The sequence below is a fragment of the Streptococcus macedonicus ACA-DC 198 genome, from assembly GCA_000283635.1.
Classification (GTDB): Bacteria; Bacillota; Bacilli; order Lactobacillales; family Streptococcaceae; genus Streptococcus; species Streptococcus macedonicus.
In genome coordinates, this window is sequence record HE613569.1 from 1,273,172 (window position 1) to 1,284,748 (window position 11,577).

Genomic DNA, 11,577 nt, shown 5'->3' on the forward strand with positions numbered 1-11,577 from the left:
GCTGAAAAAAGGAGCCTTTCAGCTCCTAAATTCTTCTTATTTATTCAAATTCAAAGAAATCAGAATGTTTCAAAATATATCCTTTTCCTTCTGTTAAATCATACTGAATCATTTTAAGATCATTAGCAATTTGTTTACCCTCACCATCCAACTTATCTTTATCAACACTAGCTTTATTTAAAACTTCTGTTAACAAAGCATAGTATGGAGTCACACGCGAATTTGTATGAGCCAATAACTCAGCAGGAAAATCACTTGAATTTACTAATGGATAATCATCTTTGACAGTACCGTGATTTGACCAAATAAAGTAATCTGTCAAATACTGCAATTCCGGATTATCTTTAAAAATTGAATTTGGGTAAATACCAGGCAAGTGATCGCCGTAGAAAACAACTGTAATTTTCTTATCAATTCCTTCCAGTTGCTGTAAGAATTCTGCTGTACTGCTATCTGTATAACTCAAAAGTCTTGCGTAATTTATAAGGCTTGCATTTTGGTCACTTGTTAACTCTTCACCACTTGCCGTAATATCTGTCAAATCAGTCGCTAACCAAGGGCCGTGGTTTTGCATAGTCATTACAGAAAAAAATTGACTTTGACTTGTGTCAATTTGAGATAAAATATTGTCATAAGTTGATGTATCACTAGGATAAGCTCCTAAGGTATTAACCTCTTCAGCCTCATCATCTGAACCTGATGTAGCAATAAATTTACCAAATTTTAGTTTTGTATAAAACGAATTTCGAGCATAATGTGTTGTATCTGATAAATGAATAGCCAAGCGATTGTCAGGTTCAAATGCATTACTAATTGATGGAATATAAGTCATATCAGGAACAACTTCTGTATATAAAACAGAAATCATATCGTTAAAATTATACATGGGTAGCCCTGTCAATGTTTGAAATTCCATATTAGCCGTACCACCACCATAACCGTCTGATTTCATTAAACCAGAGGTTGTTTCAAACTGAATCTGTTGAATTTGTGGTAAAACAGGAGCGGAAAGCGACACCCCAGAGACACGTTCTGGATCTGCTAAACTTTCACTTAATATAAAAATAACAGTCTGGTCTGAAATATTTTCCGTTCTTGTTGCGTTTATTTCAGTAGCAATGTTTGTGTATTTTTTATACAATTTCTCAATTTCATTTTTGCTATATTTTGCTGTTTTTTCAATATCAGTAATTGTCATTTGTTTTAGCCAGACAAAGCTTAACGATTGAAATCTTGTATTAGCGTTAATACCTTGCCAATTTACATTATATAAATTGTAAACCGAAGAAAGAACGGGAATATGTTCAGAAATTCTACCATCTTCTTGATTTTTAAATATTAATAGGACTCCTGAAAAAGCCATAACAATAGTAGTTGCAATCGCTAATCGATGCTTCCAATTCTTAAAAATCTGACCAGGTAAGCATTTTTTTCTAATGTAATAGAGAATAATAATTATCCATAAGGCACCTGTTACAGTCAGTAAGAGAGTATTCTCACTGACATATTCTTTGAAGAATCCAATATCATTAAGCCAAGTAAAGTCAGCAACCAATAGAGGCTCACTACGCAATGCAAATTTTTTAGCATTAACAAAACTAACAAGAATGCCAAATACAAAATTAAAAACAGTCGCTGGTAAATAACGATTTATAATAATGTATACGGTCATAAAACAAGCAAAAATCACCAATATCTGAAATATTGGTGCTCCTGAGGCAATATAATAACCATAGGATTCACCTTTCTCAGTAACCCCAACCTGAATCGTAAAATTGAAGATAAAAGCAAACAATAAACTTGTTGCAACTGATAAGGAAGGTGTTGGTTTATTCCTAATAAGATGACTAATTCCCTTGACAGCTACATAAGTGATTAAACTGAAGAAGATATACATTCCAAAAGAATAATTGAACAATTGCACTGCATAAGGCGTCTTTTTAATATCCTCAACAACAAAAAGTGAATTTGAAAGAAAACTATCAATCATTTGATTACTCGTAACAATAAACATTGTTGTGATTTGGCTCATCACCAAAATATCGTAACGCTTCTTTTTCAAAGAAAAAGCATTAATATACCTTTTAGGAAAATAACTCAAGAAGTAATTAAAGACAAGAGCCAATAAAAGCAAACATGCTAAAGCAATTAAAAAGTTAATATCCCAAAAATGTTGGAATTTTGTCCAGTCAAATTTTTCATTGTTAAGATTTAAGGTGACTTTTACAAAATAAGCACCTATCACAAAAAGAAAATAAATGAGTGGAAGATATAACAGCCACCATTTATTATCCATCCTTTCTCGAATTTGAAGGGCGTATGTGACAATAAAAACACCTAATAAAATCCAAATAATCGGCGAAATAATTCTATGATTTTCCAAGCCAATTACTATCATAAGATGTAAATAGGTAATAAGAAAGGTCACTAAATAAGATAGTAAAACTCCTTTGTTCTTTTTACAAAAATCGCCTATTGATTTAAAAAATATCATTTTAACTTTTGAAAATCCTTAACCTTTAAATTTTTTATACAGACCAAGTAACTTATTAAACAAAGCAGCTGCCTTTTCTACTCCTATCCCTTTTGCTACCAAGCCAGTATATTTAAAACTTCTGTTTTCAACCTGTCTAGAATATTGTAACAAATATTCGCAATCTTTTAAATACTTTTTAATATCAAAGTTATTTTTATATAAATGAACAAATGGCAAGATTGAAATATATGAAATTGCAAAATAGACTTTTAATGCCTCTTGTTTTTCAGACGAAAATTTTTCGATATTATCGAGGCCGATTGAAATACTCTTTAAAATATCAAAAACATTTCTTTCTTTAACAACATTCGTTAAACTTCCTGCTCGATTTTGACGATACATATATTGAGGATCATCAAATATTTCATATGTATCTACTGTTTTTAGAAGATTGGCTCCCCAGATACAATCTTCAGCAACCAAAGATGTGTCAAATGATAATTGATTCTCATCAATACAACTTTTTTTAATACATTTATTCCAATTTGGACCATTAAAAAAACCTAATGCCGCATCCTTTACATAACTCCCTGAACTTTTTTTGTAGTGATGTGCTAATTTTTTATCATCATAAAGTTCTGTATAAGGAAAAATGACAATATCTTTTTTATCTGTTGCCAAAACTGCTTCCAGTGAAGATAAAAAGTTTTTTGATGACCAAAAATCATCTCCATCTAAAAAGAGTACATAATCACCGCTCGCCACTTGAATTCCTTGATTACGTGCGCTTGAGGCACCGCCATTTTCTTTATGAAGGACTTTAACTTTTTCAGACTGTTGGGCAAGATTATCAACGATTTGAGATGTTTCATCAGTTGCTCCGTCATCAACAACAATAACTTCATAGTTGTCGTAATCTTGATTTAAAACACTTTCCACACACTCTTCGATATATTGTGCCACATTATATGCCGGTACAATAATTGAAAATTTCATTTTATCTCCTCATATTATTTTTTATTTTTACAATATACTGATGCAAATAGTGGTAACAAGTGGTACTTATCTAAAAGACTAAAAACTAGCACCGCACAACGATTTGAAATTTTTTCACCCTTCAATCGAGGTGACAGCGGTGAAATTTTTCTAGAAATATTTTGCTCACGTAAAAATGCTTTGATTTTCTTATTATAGGCTAAAAATTGTTGCTTACTAGATGAACGCCCAGAAAACAAGAGATACCAGATGTAATATCTATAAATAAAATATGATAAATAATCATCTGGAGATGGATTACTTTCTAAAATTTTCTTCAATAAGACACAAATATCTAATTGATCATCTAAACCACGTTGAGAGGTATTCGATACGCTATCGTCATTAAACATCCATTTATAACCAGAATAGGAAATAATGTCAATCTTGTTTGCCTTAGATAAAAATTGTAAATTAAAGGCAACGTCTTCTCCTATTCCATAATCAAAGAATTCAATTACATTATCCAATAAAACTTGTTTGCGATAAAGCTTTGCCCAAGGTGCCATTACTATGTATTTTGCCCAGTCAGTCTGACTTAGAGACTCTTTAAATAAAACCTTTCCAGAGTAAGTCATTCGAGTATAGCCAGAGAAAACAGCATCAGCTTTTGATTGAGAAATCGCTATATATAGTTTTTCTAAATAATCCGATTCAACTAAGTCGTCATTATCAACAAAGGCAACAAATTCGCCTCTTGCTTTCTGAATTCCTAGATTTCGTGTTTTTGAGACGCCTTCATTTTCTTTATTAATGAAAATGATATTACTATATTGTTTTGCATAGCGTTCACATATTTCTGCAGACTTATCCTTTGAACCATCATTTAAAAGAATGATTTCATAGAAATCACTATCTAATGTTTGATGTAAAATTGAATCCAAACAGTCTGATAAATGTTCTTGAGCATTGTAAACTGGAACAATAACACTAATCATTCAAATTGTACTCCTATACCCAATAATAAGTCCAAATGACAGTTAATGAAATTAAAACATTAATTAAAATTAGAACAGTTGATAAAGCAAGTAAAGATTTCTGCTCCATTTTAATATCAAATTTCGATTTATATGCACTAAATAGTGGTGCTAAATAAATTAAAAATGGTGTAAAGTATCGCCCTTGCGCACCTTGTGAAATATTTGCATTTGGTCCTAAAATCTGTGGTGTCCATGCAAAATACATGCCAACGACAATTGCTAAAACCTGTAATGGAAAAATTAACGCTGAAGCATTTCCCTCAAGTTTAGTTACCTGAAAATCCTCACTTAAGAAAATAATAATCAGCGCTGCAATATCGATAAAAATCAACCACACCGGCAAAGCAGTTGCTAACCAGCCAAAATAACCAAAAATTCCAATCGTCAAGAAAGTATTTAGATGACCATTTTCTTGATTTAAGAAAAATGTATTAAACATCGCCCAGATAAAATGTTGTGTACCACCTCGTGATTTCAGGAAAAAGTATCCCCCCACTACTCCTAATAAAACAGTAGTAATAATAAAATATTTACGATTCTTTTTAAAGAAATCATAAACTGGATTCAATATCGCTAACACTCCTTCAAACTCAAAATCAATCATTGCTAAAAATGGAAGTAACAATAAATTATTATTCTTACTTCCCCATAAAGCAAGGATTAAAATTATTAATTTAATAAATCTTTTATTAGTAAATTTACGATCGGATAATAAATTAACATAAAAAACAAAAAAAGCGGCTATTATAACATAATTTAAAACGTCATATGATAGAGATGCTGCTTGCTGTAACATCATTGGTAATAACGAAATAAAAAGCATCGCTAATTTACCAACTTGTAAATACTTAATCAAAAAGTAAATACCAATGATATACACAAGCGCATTGACCAAACGTCCACACGTCATTATAACACCCAGTGATGGATAAATAACTTTTCCTATTAGCATTCCAATAGCTTGCGGCAAATGCACTATACTTTTAATTGAAAATTTGGGGCTAAATACGTCTGATGAAAAATCTTTTTTCTCAGTAAAAAACTTAATGTATTTATCTTTGTTAACATCTGCAGGTGTCGGAGACTCATTGTTAATAACATCAGTTTGATGAAGTGTCAACCACTCAAAAGTCTTACTGTTATCATAAAAAATATCCCATGCAATTCCAGCATGCATTCCTTCATCTGGTGCCTCAGTTACAGGCATTAGAAAAATGAACAATGCAATACAGGGGACTGCTAAGAATAAAAATAACTTTTCTATTTTCATTTTTTCTCCTTATATGAATCTTTTGCGCTAAAATAAATAACTAGTGATACCAGTAGCCATGTTAACATTGACAAAGTGAACGATATGGAAGCACCGTAAATGCCATAGTGTTCAACCAACGGATTAGCTGAAAGATATGAAACACAAAAACCACTAGCAAATGATATAACCAAGAGCTTTTGCTTACGCAAAACAGTCAAAATATTATCACAAACTGTCGCAAAAGTACTTGCAATTCCTCCAGCAATCAAAATGATAAAGGCAAACAAATACCTATTCAAATTAGTCGAATAAACAATATTTAAAATTGGAACTCCAATAACAGACACTACTGCTAAAATTAAGGATGAAATAACAACTAATGATTGCAATAATTTTCGACGATAATGAACAAATGACTCAAATTCTTTTCTTTCAAGAAAAATAGCCATTTGCGTCATCATCGGTCTAAAGAAAATCATTGTCAAATTCATAGCAAAAACCGGCATAAATAAAATATTAAAATCTGTTTGAACACCTACTTCAAGTAGGCCTCGTTCAAATAAATTATCTAGTGCATATTTTGGTTGGTTGTATATTGAAACTAGCATAAAAGCGTTAATAAATAGCGGACTACTTTCAATTAATAAGCCTTTGATTTGTTTAAATGAGAAATGAAAAACTTTGATTTTACTGAAGTATCGACTTAACCAAAAATCAAAAACAAAAACAAAAGCAAATGATAACACATTCATGATAATCAATGATAACAACAGCTCATGTGTAATAATTAATGCAATTGTAAAACCTACAAAGATAAATCCATTTCTAAAAAAAAGAGATTTTCCAGCAATATCTAGTCGCTCATGCTGTTGAAACATACCTTGAAAAACATCGGATAAAGCATCACTACTTCGATAAAAACAAATCAGTATAACACATAAAGATTTATAAAAATCGTATCCGTGAAGGACAACATAACCCAATGCAACTACTATCATAACAATGATAGTCAATACACGCGCATAAAAATAATTGTTAAAGGAATACTTCTCTTTAATATCTGTTGCTTGAAAGTCACGAACTTGAAAAGTAGCTACTGTAACCAATAGATTTCCAACAGCATAAGCAATACTAAAAACATCGGCATTATAGATATCCAATAAACGAGCTACAGACAACAGCAAAAGCGTTGACATAGCTGCTGAAGCTAAACTTCCCAAAATATTCCAAGCAAAGACTTCTTTTTGAGAGGCTTTCTGCCCTATTTTCAATAATTTAATCATCCTTCTTCTCACTCAATGCAATTTGTTGTGCCAAACTTTTAATTTTTGAGCTTTGAATAGAAACAATGCGAGTTAGTGAGAAAAGAATCCACAAACTTAAGCAAAATCCAACAAAGAAGACCAGATTAATTGGCGAATAGATTCCAAGGACTTTAGCTAAAATAACTAATAAATTTGGGAACCAAACCGCAATCAATAAAATCACACTTAAAATGTACCATGATAACGAATAACGAATAGATAGTTTATCCTTCTTAATCAAATGGAACGAATAAGCAACAAAAAGTACAATAACAATTGAGATAAAAAGGCTCGCTGTTTGTGTCATCTTATTTCCCCCTTAATTTTACAAATAAAATAGCCAATGTCACTTTAATCATATAATAAACGGATTTTGTTGCAGAAATTGATGAAACACCACCCTGCCTTTCATTCATGATGACAGGAATTTCTTTAACATAATAACCTTTATTTAACAATGAAACAATTGTTTCTGGTTCTGGATAGTCATCTGGATAATCACTCGCAAACAGTTCAATAATATTGCGATCTATCATTCGCAATCCTGAAGTTGCGTCTGTGATTTTCTTACCTGTAAGCAAGTGAATCAAACCCATAAAATAGCGAATCCCCAAACGACGCATAAATGATGATTGAAAGCCTTCTTTTTCTAAAAAACGTGACCCAATTACCATGTTAACATCACTTTCTATCAACTCATCAGCCATTTTGGATAAGAAAGCAGGGTTATGTTGCCCGTCACCGTCTACTTGAACAGCTAAATCATAATCATGTTTTTTAGCATATAAATACCCGGTTTGCACAGCACCACCAATTCCAAGGTTAATTGGAAGTGATACAACATTGAAATTATTTTTTAGACAAATTTCAAGTGTGTTATCTGTTGAACAGTCATTAATAATGACATAGTCAAAATCTGGTGCATCTTTTTTAATTGCAGCAACCGTACCTTCAATATTGCTGCTCTCATTGTATGCAGGGATAATAATTAATTTTTTTAACACGCGGCTGCCTCCTATTGATTTGAATTCTGACTTTTTTGATAAAACTTAATCAGTAAGTTAGCGATAACTTTTGGCCAAAGCAATTGATACATTTGTAAATCTTCGTTTGTGCGAGTATTGTTAGAAATCGTCGCTGTCGTTTCAGATTCTTCATGAATACGGTGGAACATCAACGACTCTTTAATATAAGAAAAACGTCCTTTATATTGTGCAGAGATAGTGTACCAAGCATACCAGTCCAAACTTGTTTTCATTTCTTCATCAAATTTAAAATCAGATAGTTTAGACATATTATATGAAACACTTGGGCAACAAATTGGATTACCAAATGATAAAACTCGATTGCGCCACCATTTTGAACCTGAACATACAGATAAAACATTAAGCATCAAGCGTTTGATTTTCAAATTTTGGTTGCTAGCTATATCTTTTACTCCTTCTGCTGTCATTTTTAATTCATGGTAATCAGTATAAACAATTGTTGAATCAGGGTGTTTTTTAAACGAAGCCATTACCTTTTCAGTGAAAGTTTCATCATATAAATCATCTTGGTGAACAATTGTTGCATATGTTGTCTTACAATGTGAGAGTGCTTGATTCCAGTCCGCGCCAATTGATTTACGTTCACCAACATATAATGGAAGATGATGTTTTTCTGCTAATGATTTAATGTAATCGTTTGGTGTTGATGTATACAGATAAACATCAGATGATACTGTTTGTTTCTCAACCGAACGAATACACTCTTCTAAATATGAACTTTCCCCATATGCACAAATGGCAATGGTATGTTTATTTTCACTCATTTATTATGTTTTTCCTTAACTAATTTGATTAAATTTAGACGTTTTAAAAAATAAGTCAGAGTTAATAGCGTTGCTTTTTTAAAGAACCTCAGAACTATTTTTGCACTTACTGGATAGTTAATGTCATCAGGTACCTCTAGTTCTGATGACAAAAGCATATCATTTGCTTTTTTGGCATCAATTAAAGCAGGTAGACTTGCCTTATTTGGTAGCAAAACAAAATCATAGCGCTCTTTCCAATTAAAAATTGGAAGAAGTTTCTCAAAATCTGAAAGCGTTAGGTTACCTTTGTCATTCCATAATTTTTGCAATCCATCTCCCCTAATCCAATAAGCCGACCAAGCTTTTTCTATCATAGAATTTTTTACTTCTGCTCCAGAAATATTGAATCTTTCAAAAACTTCTTTATCAATAGCCATTTGGCTATCTTTATATCTTTCATATGAAAGAAGATCTGGAATAGCTAGACCAACATTTTCATCATCAAGAAATGTTTTCTTAATGGCATTCTCTGACGAAAACATTATCTCAAGTAGTTCTTTTAGGCTATAGGAGTCAACCAAATGATTTTCAAAGAAATCTGAAACATGAATATAAGCTAAGCAATTGCCATCAATTATCTCATAAGAATTACTAATGACTTTTTGCCAATCTCTAACACTTTCAATATGTTCGTAAGCATAACTAATAACATCTTCTCGTTGAAACTGATCTTTTACCTCTTCTAAGAGCTTCTCTGATTCAGCACTAACTAAAGTTGTCATGTTTTTATGACTCTTCAAAAAACTAGTTAAAACTTCTATGCCATTTCGTGTTGAAAAATGTAGGTGCAAAACTGTCTTTGAAGTTTGCTTTAGAGTGTTATCTGACTGATTCAACTTTTTATAAGGTAATAAAAAAGATGTCGTTGGTGGTAATATAGTAGAGAGATGATTAACAATTAAATCACTTGAATACTCACTCTTCTCCTCAATTGCTTTCAAAACAAATGGTGCTAGGTTAGCTGCGTGACTAAACGCCTTAACTTTAACAAATGGAATTCCATTCTCAATGATTAAATCAGGTCTGAAGATAGAAACATTTCCAAGCTCTGGTTTGTTTGACAGGTCAAGCGCTGAATCATAATGAAAACCTGCTTCAACTAATTGTCCTGTTAATTTTGCTTCGTAAGCATCAATAACTTGTTGAACATCCCTGTAACTTTTAACATTTGACCAAAAATCAATAAATGCTTGACTCTCTACAACTTGCTTCTTAAAAGAGAGAAAATATGATTGCAAATGCTCTGCCACATAACTTCCTCCCTTTATTTTACAAGCCGCATGATTAGTTAAGCCCCAAAAATCAATGGCATCATCTGACTCAAATCGATCTATGATAGCTTTAAAATCCCATAATGGGCCAAAGCAAGTGTCATTCATCAAGGTCAATGAATCAAATGTCTTTATACTATCTAATGAAGAAAAAATACCATCTTTCCATGCTGCAAAATCATAACCTTCATTTTGACGTTCAAGTAAATCATCAATGAGCTTAGTCTCTTGTAATTTTTGGACTGCTTCCTTGCTTAACTTACTATTTGAAATGAAATAGATTGATGAAAATGACGGGCTTAGTTGTTCAAGTTGATAGAGAACATGGGGGCTTAGCTCATTAAATTTATTATAATGAACATAAAGTAAGATTCGATTCATCGATTTCTCCTGAATAAATTGATTATCTTAGTTGGAATTATCCAACGTTTAGAATGAACAACTTTGTTGTACTCTTTCAGCCAATGATCCCTTTCAGCGATCTGAACTTTCAGATTTTCTTCAGTTAATCTTAGTTTATTTCTTTCTTCAAGTAAGTTATTGAGAATGATCTGTGCATTATTCATCTGCGTTGCCAATTCCTGCTTATGGAGAGCAAGAATTTTCTCATGCTCCGTATTTTCTAAGAAAAGATAACGTGTTAATGCGTTGAAATCTATGCGAGAGTAATACTTATCAAGGTACTCTTCTTGAGTTTCTTGAAGTTTTTCAAAACGTTTTGACATTTTTTCAACAGATGCTGGGTGTGAATCTGAGCCTTCATGTAAGCGATAAACGGTTGTCGCTTCAGGCAAAAACGTCAACTCAGTTTTCGTAAACAATTCTAGTTGAAGACAAAATGTATCATCAACCGCATCTGGAGAGATAGCTTCATTCACTTCTAACATCAGTTCACGGTCTACTAACCATGTTGATGACATGGTCATTCCTCGAAATGCTAGCATTTCTTCAAAACTAGACATTTTTCGGATAATGCCATTTTTAATAGCTTCCTTATGACGAAGCTCCCCTGACTTAGAGATAATATCAAAATCACTACAAGACCAACTTGATGTTTCTGATTTATCCAAAATCTCAACTTGCTTCTGAAGTTTATACTCATCTGTCCAATAATCATCGCCATCACAGCGTGCAATATAATCACCCTGAGCTAACTTACAAACTTCAATCCATGTTTTTGTAATTCCAAGATTTTCTTGATGAAAAATAGTTTTAATTTTTTCTGGAAATAGTTTAGCATAGCGCTCAATAATTTGAGGAGAATGATCACTAGAAGCATCATCAACTAAAATGATTTCATATTCAAAATTACATTTCTGGTTCAAGAAACTTTGAATAGCTTCTTCTATCCATGCCTCTTTATTATAATTTGTGCAAATAATAGATACTTTCATTCTTTACCTCATT

Annotated in this window: 10 protein-coding genes; all 10 read right to left on the reverse strand. The window is 32.0% G+C overall.

The features are described 5' to 3' along the window. Positions 1–40 precede the first annotated feature (40 nt). Genes SMA_RS06420 through SMA_RS06465 form a run of 10 tightly spaced genes read right to left on the reverse strand, consistent with a single transcriptional unit; the run spans position 41 to position 11,564 of the window. Positions 41–2,494: an LTA synthase family protein gene (locus SMA_RS06420; protein ID WP_014294788.1), complete on the reverse strand. Its 2,454-nt coding sequence runs from the start codon at positions 2,492–2,494 to the stop codon at positions 41–43. 18 nt (positions 2,495–2,512) lie between these two features. Next, positions 2,513–3,472: a glycosyltransferase family 2 protein gene (locus tag SMA_RS06425; protein ID WP_014294789.1), complete on the reverse strand. Its 960-nt coding sequence runs from the start codon at positions 3,470–3,472 to the stop codon at positions 2,513–2,515. A gap of 14 nt (positions 3,473–3,486) precedes the next feature. Further along, positions 3,487–4,449 (reverse strand): glycosyltransferase family 2 protein, encoded by a 963-nt coding sequence (locus SMA_RS06430; RefSeq protein ID WP_014294790.1) that lies wholly within the window; start codon positions 4,447–4,449, stop codon positions 3,487–3,489. Between the two features lie 13 nt (positions 4,450–4,462). Then, positions 4,463–5,761: a DUF2142 domain-containing protein gene (locus SMA_RS06435; protein ID WP_014294791.1), complete on the reverse strand. Its 1,299-nt coding sequence runs from the start codon at positions 5,759–5,761 to the stop codon at positions 4,463–4,465. After that, positions 5,758–7,026, reverse strand: a complete 1,269-nt coding sequence (locus SMA_RS06440; protein ID WP_014294792.1) for an MATE family efflux transporter — start codon at positions 7,024–7,026, stop codon at positions 5,758–5,760. Before SMA_RS06440 ends, SMA_RS06435 begins: the two co-directional genes overlap by 4 nt. Continuing rightward, positions 7,019–7,354: a DUF2304 domain-containing protein gene (locus SMA_RS06445; protein ID WP_014294793.1), complete on the reverse strand. Its 336-nt coding sequence runs from the start codon at positions 7,352–7,354 to the stop codon at positions 7,019–7,021. Before SMA_RS06445 ends, SMA_RS06440 begins: the two co-directional genes overlap by 8 nt. A 1-nt stretch (position 7,355) precedes the next feature. Next, the gene (locus SMA_RS06450) at positions 7,356–8,051 is read right to left on the reverse strand and encodes a glycosyltransferase family 2 protein (protein WP_014294794.1); all 696 of its coding nucleotides are present in this window, start codon (positions 8,049–8,051) and stop codon (positions 7,356–7,358) included. Positions 8,052–8,062: 11 nt separating this feature from the next. Beyond that, entirely contained in the window at positions 8,063–8,857 is a 795-nt protein-coding gene (locus SMA_RS06455) for a glycosyltransferase family A protein (protein ID WP_014294795.1), read from the reverse strand. Beyond that, on the reverse strand, positions 8,854–10,551 hold the full coding sequence (locus SMA_RS06460) for a rhamnan synthesis F family protein (RefSeq protein WP_014294796.1): 1,698 nt from the start codon (positions 10,549–10,551) through the stop codon (positions 8,854–8,856). The genes SMA_RS06455 and SMA_RS06460 overlap by 4 nt, the downstream gene beginning before the upstream one ends. Next, positions 10,548–11,564, reverse strand: coding sequence for a glycosyltransferase family 2 protein (locus SMA_RS06465; RefSeq protein WP_014294797.1), 1,017 nt, complete (start codon positions 11,562–11,564; stop codon positions 10,548–10,550). Before SMA_RS06465 ends, SMA_RS06460 begins: the two co-directional genes overlap by 4 nt. Positions 11,565–11,577: the final 13 nt, after the last annotated feature.

What these genes read in the sequence shown, in the direction of transcription:
- SMA_RS06420 (WP_014294788.1), bottom strand. Translation starts at nt 2,494, where the DNA reads ATGATATTTTTTAAATCAATAGGCGATTTTTGTAAAAAGAACAAAGGA.
- SMA_RS06425 (WP_014294789.1), bottom strand. Translation starts at nt 3,472, where the DNA reads ATGAAATTTTCAATTATTGTACCGGCATATAATGTGGCACAATATATC.
- SMA_RS06430 (WP_014294790.1), bottom strand. Translation starts at nt 4,449, where the DNA reads ATGATTAGTGTTATTGTTCCAGTTTACAATGCTCAAGAACATTTATCA.
- SMA_RS06435 (WP_014294791.1), bottom strand. Translation starts at nt 5,761, where the DNA reads ATGAAAATAGAAAAGTTATTTTTATTCTTAGCAGTCCCCTGTATTGCA.
- SMA_RS06440 (WP_014294792.1), bottom strand. Translation starts at nt 7,026, where the DNA reads ATGATTAAATTATTGAAAATAGGGCAGAAAGCCTCTCAAAAAGAAGTC.
- SMA_RS06445 (WP_014294793.1), bottom strand. Translation starts at nt 7,354, where the DNA reads ATGACACAAACAGCGAGCCTTTTTATCTCAATTGTTATTGTACTTTTT.
- SMA_RS06455 (WP_014294795.1), bottom strand. Translation starts at nt 8,857, where the DNA reads ATGAGTGAAAATAAACATACCATTGCCATTTGTGCATATGGGGAAAGT.
- SMA_RS06460 (WP_014294796.1), bottom strand. Translation starts at nt 10,551, where the DNA reads ATGAATCGAATCTTACTTTATGTTCATTATAATAAATTTAATGAGCTA.
- SMA_RS06465 (WP_014294797.1), bottom strand. Translation starts at nt 11,564, where the DNA reads ATGAAAGTATCTATTATTTGCACAAATTATAATAAAGAGGCATGGATA.